The sequence below is a fragment of the Streptomyces sp. NPDC034099 genome, from assembly GCF_055575415.1.
In genome coordinates this window covers 1-15,692 of record NZ_JBVISR010000026.1, presented here as the reverse complement: position 1 = coordinate 15,692, position 15,692 = coordinate 1, and the positions used below count along the sequence as shown (strand labels likewise).

General features: G+C 66.5%; 11 protein-coding genes and 2 pseudogenes. 6 read left to right on the top strand and 7 right to left on the bottom strand.

All coding sequences use genetic code 11. The features are described from left to right. Nucleotides 1-103: 103 nt before the first annotated feature. From ACZ56V_RS38235 to ACZ56V_RS38225, 3 genes and pseudogenes are all read right to left on the bottom strand, one after another. A pseudogene (locus ACZ56V_RS38235) lies at nucleotides 104-969 on the bottom strand (ABC transporter permease). Further along, nucleotides 966-1,574, bottom strand: coding sequence for an ABC transporter ATP-binding protein (locus tag ACZ56V_RS38230; protein ID WP_468948337.1), 609 nt, complete (start codon nucleotides 1,572-1,574; stop codon nucleotides 966-968). Before ACZ56V_RS38230 ends, ACZ56V_RS38235 begins: the two are co-directional and overlap by 4 nt. Nucleotides 1,575-2,036: 462 nt before the next feature. Continuing rightward, nucleotides 2,037-2,609: a TetR/AcrR family transcriptional regulator gene (locus ACZ56V_RS38225; protein WP_468948335.1), complete on the bottom strand. Its 573-nt coding sequence runs from the start codon at nucleotides 2,607-2,609 to the stop codon at nucleotides 2,037-2,039. Nucleotides 2,610-2,805: 196 nt separating this feature from the next. Between ACZ56V_RS38225 and ACZ56V_RS38220 the strand changes: the two genes are divergently transcribed. The 3 genes from ACZ56V_RS38220 to ACZ56V_RS38210 all read left to right on the top strand — a co-directional run bounded on the left by ACZ56V_RS38220 (nucleotide 2,806) and on the right by ACZ56V_RS38210 (nucleotide 5,223). Further along, the gene (locus ACZ56V_RS38220; protein ID WP_468948333.1) at nucleotides 2,806-4,236 is read left to right on the top strand and encodes an MFS transporter; all 1,431 of its coding nucleotides are present in this window, start codon (nucleotides 2,806-2,808) and stop codon (nucleotides 4,234-4,236) included. A gap of 12 nt (nucleotides 4,237-4,248) precedes the next feature. After that, nucleotides 4,249-4,482 carry a hypothetical protein gene (locus ACZ56V_RS38215; RefSeq protein ID WP_468948331.1) on the top strand — a complete coding sequence of 78 codons (234 nt, stop codon included), beginning with the start codon at nucleotides 4,249-4,251 and terminating at the stop codon, nucleotides 4,480-4,482. A gap of 75 nt (nucleotides 4,483-4,557) precedes the next feature. After that, nucleotides 4,558-5,223, top strand: a complete 666-nt coding sequence (locus ACZ56V_RS38210; protein WP_468948329.1) for an O-methyltransferase — start codon at nucleotides 4,558-4,560, stop codon at nucleotides 5,221-5,223. Nucleotides 5,224-6,651: 1,428 nt separating this feature from the next. On the opposite strand, the gene ACZ56V_RS38205 is transcribed toward ACZ56V_RS38210, so the two are convergent. Continuing rightward, a complete protein-coding gene (locus tag ACZ56V_RS38205; RefSeq protein ID WP_468948327.1) occupies nucleotides 6,652-7,044 on the bottom strand; it encodes a type II toxin-antitoxin system death-on-curing family toxin in 393 nt (130 codons plus the stop codon). Beyond that, on the bottom strand, nucleotides 7,041-7,235 hold the full coding sequence (locus tag ACZ56V_RS38200) for a ribbon-helix-helix protein, CopG family (protein ID WP_007445201.1): 195 nt from the start codon (nucleotides 7,233-7,235) through the stop codon (nucleotides 7,041-7,043). Before ACZ56V_RS38200 ends, ACZ56V_RS38205 begins: the two co-directional genes overlap by 4 nt. A gap of 718 nt (nucleotides 7,236-7,953) precedes the next feature. Here ACZ56V_RS38200 and ACZ56V_RS38195 point away from each other — a divergent pair. Next, nucleotides 7,954-8,346: a hypothetical protein gene (locus tag ACZ56V_RS38195; RefSeq protein WP_468948324.1), complete on the top strand. Its 393-nt coding sequence runs from the start codon at nucleotides 7,954-7,956 to the stop codon at nucleotides 8,344-8,346. 5 nt (nucleotides 8,347-8,351) lie between these two features. Continuing rightward, a complete protein-coding gene (locus ACZ56V_RS38190) occupies nucleotides 8,352-9,020 on the top strand; it encodes a nucleotidyl transferase AbiEii/AbiGii toxin family protein (RefSeq protein WP_468948359.1) in 669 nt (222 codons plus the stop codon). Between the two features lie 122 nt (nucleotides 9,021-9,142). Here the strand turns inward: ACZ56V_RS38190 and ACZ56V_RS38185 are convergent, their stop codons facing one another. Continuing rightward, on the bottom strand, nucleotides 9,143-10,729 hold the full coding sequence (locus ACZ56V_RS38185) for a hypothetical protein (RefSeq protein ID WP_468948322.1): 1,587 nt from the start codon (nucleotides 10,727-10,729) through the stop codon (nucleotides 9,143-9,145). A gap of 838 nt (nucleotides 10,730-11,567) precedes the next feature. Here ACZ56V_RS38185 and ACZ56V_RS38180 point away from each other — a divergent pair. Further along, nucleotides 11,568-14,270 carry a tetratricopeptide repeat protein gene (locus tag ACZ56V_RS38180; protein WP_468948320.1) on the top strand — a complete coding sequence of 901 codons (2,703 nt, stop codon included), beginning with the start codon at nucleotides 11,568-11,570 and terminating at the stop codon, nucleotides 14,268-14,270. Nucleotides 14,271-14,495: 225 nt separating this feature from the next. Here the strand turns inward: ACZ56V_RS38180 and ACZ56V_RS38175 are convergent. Continuing rightward, nucleotides 14,496-14,653: pseudogene (locus ACZ56V_RS38175) on the bottom strand (IS110 family transposase); the annotation flags it as partial. Nucleotides 14,654-15,692 lie beyond the last annotated feature (1,039 nt).

Sequence of the window (15,692 nt, the reverse complement as noted above, 5' to 3'; positions counted from 1 at the left end):
GGTGGACGGCCGACGGGTGGGTCGCCGTCGCTGTGCTGGCGGAGCGGCGTTGGAGTCTGCCGTAGTGGAGTGCGTGGTGATGCGCATGTCGGGAGCCGGAACCTCAGTGTGCTTCCGTGTCGGACGCTGTGGCCGATGGGCTGGCAGTTTGCCGCGGTGCGGGAATGCCGACCTTGCTGCTTCCCGGCCCGGTCGGCGCAGTGGAGGCGGTCGGCAGGCAGTTGCGGGTGCTGTGGCGGAAGCCCAGCAGGGCGACGTGGGCGGCCAGCCCGAACCAGGTGAGCTGCATGGCCAGATGTCCGGGGACCGGGTTGGTGGAGAATCCGGCCGCTGTACTGGCCTGCATGGCCCCATACGAGGGCAGGTAGCGCATGACCGGGTTGTCAGCCCCGGAACTCGTGATGGGGTTCTGCAGCGCGAGATCGATGATGCTGGTCATCACGATGGCGAATATCCCCTCGACTTCCCGGCGCAGCAGGGACCCTAAGACGACTCCCAGAGCGCCGTAAGTGAGTCCGGCGCAGAACAGGGAGGCGGCGAGCAGGAGAGGCTGGCGGGGGGTCCAGGTCAGGCAGATGACCGCGGTGGCGTAAGCGGCCACCGCCGCCGAGACCAGAGCAGAGCGGTGACTTTCGCCAGGACGAGGTGGGCGCGGGGGTAGCCGGCCATCGCCAGGCGGCGGTCGAAGCCGCTGCCGGAGAAGGTGGCGGCGAACATCATGAAACCGGTGATCAGGGTGATGGCGTTGAGCGCTCCGCTGATCGCGGTCAGTTCATTGCCATGCGGTGCCAACGCTTCCCCGGTGGCGCGAAGCCGCATCCAGGCCGGGGTGTCGGGCATCGCGAGGTAGGCCAGGGAGGTCCACACCGGGACAAACAGGATCACCAGAATCATGGCGAACCGGTTGCGGCCGTGTTCGATCAGCGTGAACCGGGTGGCGACAGCGAAGCGGGTTAGGTGAAACCTCACGCGGCGGCCCCCGCCTTGTCCGCTCGCAGCATTCCGCTGTCCAGGCGCCACAGCTCGTCCAGGCGCTCGGTGTCGTACGCGAGGTGGGAGACGACCAGGACCGAGCGCCCCGCGTCCCGCAGCCGCGCGGCCAGGTCCCAGAACCGCTGGTAGGTGTCCCAGTCGAAGCCCTGATACGGCTCGTCCAGCAACAGGACTTGCGGATCATGCATGAGCGCCAGCGTCACGTTCAACTTCTGCCGCGTGCCGCCGCTGAGAACCCCGGCCCGCTCATCGGCGTATCCGGTGAAGCCCAACACGTCCATGATCTGTTCGGCGTAGCGCACATCGGGGAGGCGGTAGGCCGTCTGGAAGAACGTCAGGTGCTGCCGGACGGTCAGCGCGTCATTGAGGACCACGTGCTGTGGGCAGTAGCCGAACCGGCCGTTATGACGGACCGTTCCATGCGTGGGCCGCAGTTCGCCGGACAGAATCTTCAGCAGCGTGGACTTGCCGGCACCGTTCTCCCCGACGATCCCGCACAGAGTTCCGGCCCGAAGCCGCAGGTCAACGCCCCGCAAGACCACACGCCGACGGTAGGCATGATGCACATCCCTGATCTCCACGCCAGTGTCTTCCCCCTCGTAATGCTGGACCGGCCGTGACCGAATGGCCTAACGCTCGCGACGCGTCACAGACACGGGGCCCATGCCACCGGGCGTCGGCGCCAGAGGCATACAAAGCACTTCGGACAGCCAAGCCCACGGCTCGCTCCTGGGCGGACCCGTCCACGCCGCCTGCTCAACCGCCGACCGGCGCGCGGGTTGGCTACCTGTGCCCGCCGAGATTCCGCGCACCGGCGACATGGCGCCATCACCCGGCGCATCACCGGCGCCCACGCCCGCCGTACGGGGGTGGGTGACGGCACGGCAGGGCCTGCCGAAGGGTTCCTCCCGCCGCGGGCGGCAGCGACCTGGAGTGCAGGCACCAGATGCGGCCGTCAACCCGGTGCAGCGGTGCGTCCATCCCGCACGCCCTAGGCAACTCCGGCCCAGAAGCCGCCTGTTTGTGGCCTCGCGCCGCACCTCTCAGCCGGCGTCCAAGATCCGCAGGAACTGCTGCACCAGCCGTGCCGTGTCGAGGTCCCCCGCTGGACGCCCGGACAGGATGTGGAAGAAGGCAGGGCCGATCAGTGCGGCAGCTGCCTGATCCGGCTTCAGATCGCCATCACTTGCCGCAATCAGAGGAGCTACCACGGCGGTTGCGCTTTCTCCCACGATGTCACCGGCTTTGAGGAGAGCCGCCACGTCGGGGTCGTGCTGCGCTTCTCCCAGTAGCGCACGGTAAGCGGCCCCCGCGTGCGAGTGCGCAAGGAATGCGACCAAGGCATCGAGAAAAGCCGTGAGGTCCTCCTGGGGGTGTCCTGTGAGGGGTACCGCCAGTTCCTTCTTGGCGTCAAGGGCACTCGCCTCGTACAAGACCTCCGCCTTGTTCGACCACCAGCGATACACGGTCTGGCGCCCCACTCCAGCGCGCTCCGCGATGCCCTTCATGGTCATGGCGGCGTAGCCGACTTCCACCAGCAGATCGTCGACCGCATGCAGTACGGCGACCCGTGCGCTTTCACTGCGGGGCCTGCCCCGGCTGCTCTCATGCGTCATCCCCCCACTATAAACGAGACACGGTGCTCCGTAAGGTGATACGTTAACGGTGCACGGTGACTCGCAAAGGGGGCCGCCCGAAGCCCGGGGAGACATGCGTCCGCGTGGCCGTGCTCTGTACCCCTCCCAGAAGGAAACGAGACCAATGACTTCCGTAGTGCAGAGCCCGGCGCCGACCGACACACGATCTGGTTCCGTGCTGCCCGCCATGAGCGTGTGCACGGCTCTGGTGGTCGGCTTCGTCGCGGCCGTCAACCTCGCCGTTCCCAAACTCGCCGCGAGTTCCCTGCAGCCGTCCTCCTCGGACCTGTTGTGGATTGTTGACGCCTACGTGGTGATCTTTGCCTGCCTGGTGATTCCTGCCGGTGCGGTCGGTGACAAGCTGGGCCGCAAGGGCACGCTGCTGGCCGGGCTCGCCATATTTGCCGCCGGGGCCGTGGCCTCGGCCGTTGCCCCCAACGTGGCCGTCATGCTGGCCGGGCGCGCCGTCACCGGGCTGGGTGCAGCCTGTGTCCTGCCCAACTGCGTCGGCATTCTCCTCCATGCGACCGCCCCCGAACGACGGGCGCATGCCCTGGCCATCTGGGCCGCGGCATCCGGCATCGGCGGCGTCGTGGGAAACCTCGGAGGCGGAGCGGTGCTGACCGCGGGCTCCTGGCGCCTGCTGTTCACAGCTGTCGCGGTGATCGCGGTCGGCTGCCTGTTGTGGGCGCGGCGCACCGTGCAGCGCAGCGCACGCCATGAGCGCAGTCTCGATGTCCCGGGCACGCTGCTGTTCGTGGCGGCTGTGGTCGCTCTGCTCATGGGGATCATCCAGGGGCCCGAGCAGGGGTGGGCGAGTGCTGTAGTGCTGTCGGCCTTCGCCTGCAGTGTTGTGCTGGGCGTGTGCTGGGTGCTCGTCGAGCTGCGGGTGGATCACCCCATGCTGGACCCCCGGTTGTTCCGCAGCCGCACTTTGAGCGCGGCCGGTGTGGGTATGGCGCTCACGTTCTTCGGCAACTTCGGGCTCTTCTACGTCAATGCCTCGCTGCTGCAGTACGGACGCGGGTTCTCTGTTCTACAGACGGGCCTGGGCATCATCCCGATGACGGTTCCGCTGCTGGTCGGCACGCGTTACGTGCCCGCGCTGATACGCCGGGCGGGAGCGCCCCTCACCTTGTCAGCCGCGTTTTCCCTCACCAGCGCCGGCCTGCTCGTACTGGCCTTCGCAGCGGACCGCCCCTACCCGGTGTATGCGGCCGGCCTGGTGGTGATCGGACTCGGCATCATGCTGGCCGCTCCCTGCCTGACCGCGCAGATCGCTTCCGCGGTGCCGGTGGAACGAGCGGGAATCGCTGGTGGCCTGCAGTCGGCCACCCGCGAGCTGGGCAGCGCCCTGGGGGTGGCGGTCGTGGGCACCGTTTTGACCGCGGGCTTCACCCGCCACCTGCCCCAGGCGCTCAGCGCGCACCGGCCCGCCCCGCACACCGTCCAAGAAGCACTCGCTCTCGCGCCCACGGACCACCAGGCCATCACCCAGGCGTTCACCGACGGTGCCACAACTGCCCTGCGTGCTGCCGCCCTCATCGTGTTCCTGGTCGGCGCGGTCGTGGTCACCGCGACACGGCGCCCCCTCCGGAGCGCGTAGTCCAAACCAGCGGTGCGTCGCCGAGGTGCCGTCGCCACCAAGGCGATCGCCGAGGCCGTCGGCCGTAGCCTCGGCCTGCGCGTCGTCTCGATCGCCGCACCGGACGCCCCCGCCCACTTCAGCTTCGGCACCTTTTTCGCCAAGACGATGACCGCGACCAGCAACGTGACCAGGCAGCTGCCGGCATGGGAGCCCACCGGGCCCACGCTGATCGAGGACATCGACGCCGGAGCCTACAGCGCCTGATCCACCACCGGGGCAGATGGCTCCCCAGCCTTCTGCCCCCTGGACGACCACTCCCCTCTCGAAGGAGCCAGCACCGTGACCGTGCCCGCACACACCCTCGCCGACCCTCGCGTCGCCTCCGCTCTGGCCCGGATGTTCGAGGCCGCCGCCGACGACGAGATCACCGCAGCGCGCAGCACAAAGTTGCCGTCCTCCGGATGGCAGTCCCTGGAGTCGCAGGAGCTCGCCGACGCGGCGAGTGACATCTACATGCCCATCTCCGCCGACGGCGGAAAGCTCCTCTACAACCTCGTGCGCAGCATCAGGCCCGCTACCGTCCTCGAGTTCGGAACCTCCTACGGAATCTCGACACTTCACCTGGGGGCCGCCGTCCGTGACAACGGGCACGGGGAGGTGATCACCACGGAGATGAGCCGTACCAAGGTGAGCGCCGCCCGTACCACGTTCACCGAGACTGGCCTGGACGACCTGATCACAGTGTGGGAGGGCAACGCCCTGCAGACCCTCGCCGAACTCGACCGACCCGTGGACTTCCTGTTCCTGGACGGCTGGAAGGACCTCTACCTCCCCGTCCTGCGGCTATTGGAACCGCTCATGGCCCCAGGCACTCTCGTGATCGCCGATGACGTCGAGTTCTCCAGTGTCGCCCCCTACTTGGACCACATCCGGGACCCTGCGAACGGCTATGAGAGCGTGAAGTTCCCGGTGGAGGACGGCCTGGAGATCAGCTGCCGCCTGTGAACACCGTGTCGGCGGAAGCCAGGTTCCGGAGACACTCCGGCAGGGCCGCCCACCTCTTGTTGGGTTGCGTGCGGGCAGCAGGCCAGGCACCTCGCTCACGAAACCGCAGTTCAGCAAGCTGCAACGAGCAATCCCCCGCTCGAACCGCTGCACTTCGGCAAACAGGTCGAGCGCGCCCGGCCCCGCCTGAGAAACCTACGAAAACCTAAGGTCAAAGCCCCTCCGTCGTAGACTCAAAGATCTCCACCTACTCCACGTGCGACGTCATCGCGAAACATGTGGAACAGAAACGTGTGGAGTGCTTGGCACCCTGGTCATGAAGTACGGGCCCGGCACGACTTGGCCGTGTCATCGGCCCCGTTCGCTCAGCCGCGCATCAGCGCGCGCCCTCCGGGAGCGTGCAGGCCGGTTGTTCCAGCCACTCGGCGGGGGTCGACCCGACGATCGCCGGATGGCCGACGGGATGCCCGGAATCCCAGGCTGGTGGCACACCGCCGTGCGCGCAAGAAGGTGCCCTCGGCGTGGCAGTGGCGCAGGCGGCCCCCGCCCCGCCTTCGTACGCCTGATCTACATCAATGCAGGCATGGAGGCGGGACACACCGCAGGTCGCTCCGGCCGAGAGAAGATCCCGTTGCCCGAGGAAACACTCGACGCATACACCGAGATCGACGATCAAGCGTACGAGCCTGGCACCTCTCACATGCTGTCTGCCAGGCACGTCAGAAGGCGTGCCTCCACCGAACTCAGAGCGCTTCGCCATTGGCCTGCCGCCGGAAGCCTCCTGCCACAGCAGGCCCGACGATATCGGCACCTGTCCGGCGCCCCTGATGGGGCATCTCGGCCGCCAGCGTGCGGGTCAGCTTCGCCGTCCACCACAACGTCGACACCAGATCACATGTCCGTCCGGCTCGACCAGACTCAGCAGGGCGGTCCGCAATCCGGGGTGGAGGTCCACGAAGCGTTTGCGTACACCGCCCGGCCACCCTCCCCACCAGGGAATCGACCCGTCTTCAGGTCGGACAGCCTTTGCCAACTGCTGCCCCCCTCACCCGGCCGGCCCCAGGTCACGGCCCGAATACCGCGATACCCCAGCCCTCGCGCCTCCGAGGCCGTCAGCAGCTGCCCTTCGTACTGATCCGGGAATAACACCGCGAATTCAAAGAATGCGCATACGACACCGACGCACCTCAAATCGGAGAGCAACACCTTGATGATCGGCAGGCCCTTAGGTCGAAAGCCAGCCGAGGTGTCTGGTTCGCGGTGCGGGTCAGTCATCCCACTTTCGACGCCACTTCCCACCGACCGGAACCAGTACTCGGTCTCGCGACGGCAAACGCACCGATCCGCTGAATGAACAGATCTCAGGAAGGCGGAAAGCACGGAGCCAGCACCGCTTTCCAGACTCTCCCCACCGCACGGCGTCAAACGTCAGGAGAAGGGGAACCAGACTGCCAGGCGCTTGGCGATGGCCGGTACGTCGATGCTGTCCTGCGCGGCATCCTCGACGAACGGGCCGGCCACCGAGACGGGCGGCGGGGCGGTACTGGCGCTGACGCCGTTGAACCGCAGGAAGACGCGCATGGCGAGCCAGGCGGTGCGCTTGTTGCCGTCGATCAACGCGTGATGGCGGGCGACGGAGTGCAGCAGCGCCGCAGCCTTCTCGTGCAGCGTGGGATACAACTCGGCCCCGAACACGTTGGTCCGGGGCCGCTCGATCGCCGACACCAGAAGGCCCATGTCACGCACACTGTGCTCGGTACCGTTGACCGTGCGGGCGATGGCCAGGATCTCGTCGATCTGGAGGTAGCGCACGCCGGTCACTTCAGGTAGTCCAGGATCTCCGCATCGCTGTCCATCAGCTCGGCCAAGACGTCATCGACCTTCAGCTCGGCCCGGTCCTGAGCGTCACGGATGGCCTCAATGGCAAGCTCCTGCTTGCTGCGGCCCTCCCGACGGGCCCGCTCGGTGAGCTTCGCGTCAAGGTCGTCGGGGAGTCGGAGTGTCATCGCCATACACAGAAGATACCTGACCGGTATCACAGCGGCGCGGTCGAGTTGCATTCCCTGGCAACGCGCAGCCGGAGGAGATGGCGGCTCGCAGCTGGGGGCGGAAGAGCAGCAGTGGCTTCCGCATCGAGCGTCGTCCGAGTGTCAAGATTCTCCGAACGCCCCTCTACGTGGGTCGCCCATGCAGGCACCTCGCTCACGAAACCGCAGGTCAGCAAAGTGCACTGCGCAATCCCTCGCTCGAACCGCTGCACAGAGGGGAACAGGCCGAGCAACCCACCCGGACAACAAAAGTAAAGGTCAGGACGCCTTGCCCGCAGGCTCCAGGATCGCCACGCACTCCACATGATGCGTCATCGAAAAGGTGTCAGCCTAAGCGAGTCATGAAAAAGACCAGGTCAGGGCAGCTTTCTCGGCTCGCTGAGCAGCGTGAGGGTGCCCAGAGCGTCAAATGAGCGTCACGACTGGCCGGACGCAGCCACCCTCGGTACGGCAGGCGCGTCCACCTTGATCGAGAGCTCTGCGGATCTTGTCGCTTCCTGCGGGACGACCGCGCGGCGCCCCGAAGACGGGACCAGCGCCCGGCGGACTGCCAGGAGTCAGCACCGCTCACGGAATAGCAGACTGCAGAAACCAGCTCACCAGGAGATCCGTCCCCACTCGCTCCGGGCGCCGACTCGCTTATCGTGACACTCGCAACGTCTCCGGCCGCCATAATGGAGTCATGCCCTCCAGCCCACAGCACCCCGCACCCACCCCAAGGGACGTTTCGGGAGCGGACGCCGAGGACCTCGCGCTGTACCGGGAGAAGTTCCGTCGCCGTCTGCCGGAGTCGCTGGACCAGCTGCACGGGCCGACCCACGGTGTCGTGGATCTGCCGCTGCACCTGGCCTGGTCCGGGATGACCTCATACGACCTGGGCAAGCCGCGTCAGCGTATGGGCCTGTACCGCACCGTCCTGCATGAGGGCCTGCACGACGACCTGCCCCGCTACCTCAACCACGACCTGCTCCTCCAGCTGTGGCCAGTGCTGCGCACCCTCGTTGGCCGCACCGTGCGCGCCGTATGGGAGGACGCCTTCCCCGAGCTCGCCGCGCGCACCCGGGCGGCCGCGTGACGGACATGCCGGAGCTGCACGCGCGGCTCCTGGCGGATGTGATCGCGCTCGGTTCCCCATATCCCCTCGTCCTCACCGGAGGATATGCCGTGCGTGCGCACCGCCTCGTGAACCGCCCCAGCCAGGACCTCGATGTCGCCACCGAGAACCCGGCGCCCATGGCCGACATCGCCGCCACGCTCCGCACCGGCCTGGAAGCCCGCGGCTGGAAGGTGCACGCGCTGGAGACCGCCCCGCTGTCCGCCCGCTTCACCGTGGCCGATCCGGCCACCGGGCAGGAATGTGAAGTCGACATCCTCAAGGAGATCTTCTGGCGGCCGGTCGCCCAGAGCGCGTACGGGCCCGTCCTCGCGGAGGAGGATGTGATCGGGACCAAGGTCCGCGCCCTCGCCGACCGCGGAGCGCCCCGCGACCTGATCGACGTGTTCGCAGCCTCCCGCCGCTGGACCAGTGCCGAGCTCGAGGAGTTCGGCCGCCGCCACGCCCGCGGCCGCTTCGAGCGCGAGGATCTGCAGTCGAACCTCACGGGCGCCGAGTGGACGGACGACGAAGCCTTCGCCGCCTATGGCCTCGATGACGCCACCATCACCGCTCTCCGCGCTTGGGCCGTGGAGTGGGCCGACGACCTCGCGGCCCGTCTCCTGGAAGAGGCCGATGATCCGGACATCGACTGATCACGTCCAAATGAGGGCTCGCGGTGAGACTGCAGGGCTTGCGCGCTGAAATCCGCCGTACCGTACAGTGCCAGGGTGGTCACCATGAGTGCCCACGGATGCCAGGTGCCCGCCCGGGCCAGCTACAGGTGCAGTCCCACATGGTTCACGATGAACCGCTTCTCCTCGGAGTCGAGGGCGAAATAGATGCGTCCGACCTCATTGGGCGAGACGGCGTCCCGGACCTTGATGTGTGGCAGTCCGTCCCAACGTTTTCCGTTGAACATGAAGTAGCGCTTGTCCTTGTCCTTGCTGAGTTTCTCGTCGTTGGGCGCGAATTTCAGTCCGTGGTTGTCGTAAAACCACTGGGCCAGCCTTGGCATCCTGCCGGAATTGGAGTACAGGTCCGTCGCAGCCTGCGCAAGGGCGGTCAGCCGGTCGGTCATCTCCTGGGGGTACGGGTAGCGGGAGTCCTTCCAGGCGCGCGCCGCTCTCGCCGTGAACACGATGTGCTCCTCCGATGCCTTAACGAGAGCTTCGAAAGTGGGTACGGCGTCCGTTCCCAGAGGAGGGATCTCGCTCCAGGCGTCGAATGTGGCCGCCTGCCCCCTCCCGCCCTTCGACAGGTTTAGGTACTCGTTCTTCCAGTAGTCCCGGTCCTGACGCAGGGCCTCAGCGGTGGCGGCATCGTCTCGCGCCTTGTCGCGTTCCTCCATGCAGCTCTGTGCCAGGCCCTCCCAGGATGTGGCGTCTTCTTCGAGCTGCCGGACACGTTTCTGCAGCGCTTCGAGCTCGGCGGTCGTGTCTCCGGCGGCCTGGGCGCGCGACAACTGCTCCGCCGCCCTGCGGGCTCCCGCGCGGTACGACGCCTGTCGCGCACGCTCCCACGCCGTGTCACTGCCGCGGGCGATGACAGAGAGATGGGCGAGCGACGGCATCAACCGCCGTTCCACGAAGGACGTCCGAGACACCTCCTCCCGTGAGTAGGCGGGGTGCTCCAGGCCAAGGTCGGGCCAGACCAGCCGGGCGCCACCGCTGGGTACGGCAACCTGCTCGTGGGCCCGGCGGACGGCCTGTGCGGTCACATAGTTCAGGGTCACCACCTGGGCCAAGCCCGCGAGTTGTCCCGACGCATCGGCCGCCGCGCTCCATCCCGCCTGATCCCTGGGGTGCATCAGGAGAATGGGGAGGCGCGTGCGCAGCGCCAGGACGTCGAGGAGTACGTCAGCGTGACCCTCCTCCCGGATCCTCTCGTATCGCCCCGTGGCGAGCTGGCTCAGCACCCGCACTTCAAGTTGCTCGTCGCCGAGCACCGCCCGCAACAGGTTGGGGCGCTTGAGCGGCGGATCCTGCACTGGCGCTATCCAGCCGTCGGGGATCTCCCTCCCCATGACGATCCTGAGCCCGCCGCCTTCCCCCGACTGGGAGACCGTGACCCGGGTGACAAACTGGGCCGGTCCCGTAGACAGCGGCTGGTGGATGGTCATGCGCAGGGCGCGGGTGAGTTCGTCGCCCGCCACGGTCCAGCTCACTGTGCGGTCACCATGGCCGGGAATCTTGCCGGCGAGCACCGCCCGGCCATCCCTGTCGAGTTCGGTCGCCGACGGTGCAGGTACACGTCCGTGGTGGCCGAGCCAGTCGGCGAGATGGCCGCGAAGGCTCTCGTAGACGTGGCCCGGCTGCTCCTGGGCGGACCGGATGTCGAAACTGACGGCATACAGCGCCTGCACGGCGGCTCCCCTCACCCCCGATGCCCTGTGCGACGACCGTTCCCCCTCGAAAGCAGTCAGGGCACCGCTCGGAGAGCAACCGTAATACCGCCACACCCAGGTCCGTAATGCCCTGGGCGTGGCTTCGGGGCCGACCGTCCGGTCAATCGAACGCCATAGCTGCCGGCCCCCGACGGGGCCGATGAAACGGGGAGCCGTCGTGCACTCCGCCCACACCGTCTTGCCGGGCCGGAGCTGTCGTGTACGCCCCAGTCAGCGGCGAGCGCATCGACAAGGAGCAGCCTGTGGCATCCGCCCTCGTCCGGATCGGGAGTCGGTCGCGCCAGCCGGGTGTGGTGAATGTCGGTCAACTCGATTCGGACGACGCCCAGACTCTCGTCGTGGGAAGGGAGAGGTTGAGCACTGCCCGGGACGCGGCCGTGGGGCGCGGCGTTCGCCGCGAGTTCGGCCATGACGGGGCTGTCCACGGGTGACGGATGACGCGGCGGGACCGCGGGTCAGGCACTGCGGCCAGATGACTACGTAGGCAGCGACACCCACATGATCACCGGCGACCATGCCCGTTCTGCGTCCAAGGGCCTGCCCGACACAAGTCGACGAGCCGTCACATCCGGGGCTCACCAAGCGAACCGCCCACCTCAGCACTTCTCAACGACCCTGCGTCCCACCGGGGACTGCAGACACCTTGAACGCCCTGCGTGAGAGTAAGGGCGAGCGGCCACGCCAGCCGATTGGCGCTCTGTTCCGACCCGGTGACGCTATGCCATCATGGACGTTCGCTGTGCGAACAGGAGGATGGTTGGCAGCGTTACGGGTCATTAGACGTCAGCGCCTACTTGTGCCGATCGCGGTCTCGGTGGCGGCGTCAGCGGGGATGACGGGAGGGCTGGTCTTCGACATCGGCCTCTCGAAGTGGTGGGCGGTCGGAGGCTGGACCGCGTCCATGATGACCGCCGCCGGTCTTACCTTCTACGCAGAGCGAAGCAGTGCCGTTGAAACGATTGACAGGGCCGAAGGGCAGCGATATGTCGATCAGTTGGAGCGAGAGCCAGTCTTCGCTGGACGCACCACGCTTGCTCAGGCCCTCTGCGCCGCCCTCTCAGACGTGTCTCCTGCCGACAGATTCCCGCGCTCCGGCGTCGAGTCGCAGAGCAGAGCAAGCGTGGTTGTCGTATACGGCGCGGCCGGCGCTGGCAAGACCACTCTGGCGCTGTACTCGGCTCACCAGGTCAAACGGTCTTTTCCCGACGGGCGTCTGTATATCAACCTGCGGGGCGACGGCAGCATGCCGGTCAGCGCGGGGGATGCGCTGGAGCATTTTCTACGCAGCCTTGGGATCGCACCGACCGAGGTGCCGCGAACTGTCGGAGACCGGGCAGCGCTGTTCCGCAGCCTTGCCGAATCCCTTCGGATCCTCGTGTTCCTGGACAACGCGCACTCCACCGAGCAGATCAGGCCGCTGATCCCTGCTGGCCCTGGCTGTGCTGTCCTGATCACTAGCCGCCGGGCCCTTTCGGTCGGGAACATCGGGCACCGGCGGATGGTGCGGGTGGCCTTGCCGGAGTCGAGCGATGCCCTCGCGGTTCTGTCTTGCTGGGCAGGTGAGGAACGAGTACGGGAGGATCCCGCGACTGCAGTCGACATTATTCAGTTCTGCGGCCACCTCCCGATTGCTCTCAAGATCGTCGGCGCGAAGCTGGCCGCCCGGCCGGACTTGACTCTTGCAATGATGCGGACCCGGCTCGAGGACGAGCGCCACCGCATCAGGGAACTGCGCGACGACAACGAGAGCCTGCAAGCGTGCCTCCTCCTCACCTACGAAGATCTCAGCCCTGCAGGGCAGCGGCTGCTCGGTGCCATCGCGACACTGCCCGCCGGCCGCCTCACCCCATGGCACTTCCAACTCTTCCACGAGGCCAACCCTCACCACGAGATCGACGAACTCGTTGAGACCTGCATGGTGGACGCTGCTGGAACGGCAGGTGACCCAACTCCGAGTTATCGGCTCCACGATCTAATTCGCGTTTTCGCTGCCGAGCAGCACGGCGTCATACCGCCGGAACAACGTCACACGAGGCTGCGCGCAGCCATCGAGGGGTACGCACGAACGTCGCTACGCCTCGCGGCTTTCCGGGCACCGGAGATCGCCACGGACGAGTCGGTGAGCCCGCTGCGCGAGCTCGACGGGTTACTCGGACCTGAGTGGATCGCGGCCGAGGCCGACAGGATCCTCTGGGCGTGCGGTAAGGCGCACGAGGTGGGTGCGGCCGAAGCAGCTCCCCGACTGGCTGAGGCGTTGGCCTGCTTCGTTGACGACATCCCAAGCGTCGCCGAGCGTGTCACGGATCTGTTCGAGACGACTGCTGCTGGTCACGAGCCATCCGCAGGGGCAGTGTCTCGTCCCCCGCCCGGGACCACCCCTGCGCCGCACCCGCGCTCGGCAGACGCCTGCCGTCGAGCCCTCGCCACGCTGCTGTCTGGCCGTCGCGATAATGCCGCCGCCCTCGCTCATCTGGACACCGCTCCGGAGTCGAATCCATACGCGGCAGCCCGAGCTGAGGTGCTGCGGGCGTGGATCGTGCGGGAGGAGGAAGGGTTCGTGGCCGCCGAGCGACGGATGACGGCCGCCGTGGAGCAACTGCGCCGATTGGATGACCGCTGGCATCTGGCGCAGGCATTGGAGATGCTCGGCGAGCTGCGCCGTTGGATCGGCAACCCCTCGGACGGCGAGCAGTGCCAGCGGGAGGCCCTCGCCATCATCGAGGAGTTCCAGGACGTACGAGCGAGGGCCCGGCTGCGTCGCACCCTAGGTGAGACACTCGGATATCAGCGAAGGCTCACGGAAGCGGCCCAGCTGTTGGGTGACGCTCTTGGTGACTTCCGACAGCTGGGTGACCGCAGCTGGCAGGCTCGTACGTACTACTCGCTGGGAAATGTACAAAGAGCACTCGGCCGGCGGAACGAAGCCCTACGTGGCTTCGATAAGGCACTACGGATCTTCGAACAGCTTGGTGATCCGATGTGGGTTGGACGAGTACACAATGCCCGCAGTCGTGTGTTCGCTGGACTGAGTGATTACGTTCGTGCTTATGCTGATCAGGAGACCGCCCTACAGATATTCGAGGAGCAAGGCCACGACCTCTGGCACGCCCACACCTTGAGATTCGTCGGCTGGCTGCATATCCGGACGGGATGCCCTCAGGACGCGCTTGTTCTCCTGGAACAAGCGGCAAGGACCACCAAGGCGGCCGGTGACGCGCACTCCGAGGCAGCAGCACGCTATCTGCTCGGTATCGCACACCGTGAGCTGGGGCATTTCGCAGCGGCGCGGACCGAGTTCGAGGCTGCCAACGCCATCTTCGCGCGGGGAAACTACCAGTGGAATCATGCGGCCTGCACGCAGGACTTCGTGCGCATGCTACGCGCGGCCGGTGAGCATGCTGAGGCGGACCGCCTCACCGAAGAATTGATGCGCGAAAACCCCCATTTCCCGAACATGCGAGACCGCGACGGTGCTGTAACAGTCCCAGATGAGGACTGAAGGCACTGCGGCGCTCAGCTCCGGGAAGGAAGTCGAGGACAGTGATCTATTTCAGAGTGGCCACGGATCGGGTGACCAGTCGGCGTCCCGCAACGCACAAGGATCCTGTTCCGTTGAGACAGGCGTTCGCCGTTCCAACTCATCAACCCGGGAGCCTCGTTGGTTCCATACCCTGCCGTAATCGATCTGCCGCATGCCTTGGTCGAGCGAGTCTCAATGATGATGTCAAGTCGATTGGGCGGTGGGTGGGGTCAAGGTGAAGCGCCACTTGTCATGAAGCATGGCCCATAGGACGTCGGCCCGGCGGCGTGCAAGGGCGAGCAGTGCCTGGACACGGAGCAGTCCTTCGGGGCATTTTCGAGGTAGTAGTCCCGGGAAGGGCCGGAAATCAGAATGCGTACGTCCGTGGCGCCGAGGTCCTCGGCGTTCTGCACGATCTCCGAGAGTCCCTGGAGACGGTCGCTCGACAGATTCCCCGCGTGATCTCGGGTACGTCTCAACGCGTGCCGTACTTGACCGTCCAGTCGCGCGAACCGGCTGCCGAGTCGCTCGACCGCCGCCTCAGTCGCCACCTCACCCTCCGGCTCCGGTACGACGGCTCCTTCTGGGATGTCCTCCATGGAGAAGAGCGCATCGGCGGACGCAATTCCCCGCTCCACCGCAGCCGTTCGACGCACCGCATCCCCCGTGCTCATCTCCGCCCCCACGTACCTCGGCACTTCCTGCGACACAGGGTAACGAGGCCAGCTCAATCAGCACACGTCCATCCGGGACCTGTCGCCGCATAGCTCAAGTCCATAGAACAGACCTAACGCGCTACTCGACGGGCTGAGCCCGAAAAGTCGATTGGCCCGCGCCATCCGGTCCTAGCACGACCACCTCACACTCCGTCAGGAACAGCGTCGAACGAGCGTCAAGACATTTCTTGAACCCGTCCCTGACGGAGTTGAGCAGAGCGTTCCGGACTCACGCTCCCGCTGCGAAACCGCAGGTGAGCCAGGTGGTGGCTACCTACAACAGGCTCCACGCGGTGAACCTCGAAAAACAGGTTGAGCACCACCGACCACAGCCGGAAAGCCCAAGAAAGCCGCAGGTCAGAGCCCCTTTGCGCTAGGCTCCAGAATCGCCACGCACTCCACGTGCGAAGTCATCGGAAAGATGTCAGGTCGAGCGAGTCACGGAAAGCCCCAGGTAGGAGCCGGTGTCTCGGCTCAACGCCCGGCGGTGCGGGCGCCCGGAGCGTCAAACGAGCGTCACGGCCGAGAGTCCGTCGTGCTCAGGGCGAAACAGACTGCGGCAACCAGATCACCCCGGCGGCCATCGACTTAGAGGTCCTAACAAAGGCGTCGGACGTGGCGGTGGGTGATCAGGCAGACGGCGAGGCCGAGGAAGGCTTCGTGGATGTCGTCGCGTCGTTCCCAG

What these genes read in the sequence shown, in the direction of transcription:
- ACZ56V_RS38225 (WP_468948335.1), bottom strand. Translation starts at nt 2,609, where the DNA reads ATGACGCATGAGAGCAGCCGGGGCAGGCCCCGCAGTGAAAGCGCACGG.
- ACZ56V_RS38200 (WP_007445201.1), bottom strand. Translation starts at nt 7,235, where the DNA reads ATGGCGATGACACTCCGACTCCCCGACGACCTTGACGCGAAGCTCACC.
- ACZ56V_RS38195 (WP_468948324.1), top strand. Translation starts at nt 7,954, where the DNA reads ATGCCCTCCAGCCCACAGCACCCCGCACCCACCCCAAGGGACGTTTCG.
- ACZ56V_RS38190 (WP_468948359.1), top strand. Translation starts at nt 8,352, where the DNA reads ATGCCGGAGCTGCACGCGCGGCTCCTGGCGGATGTGATCGCGCTCGGT.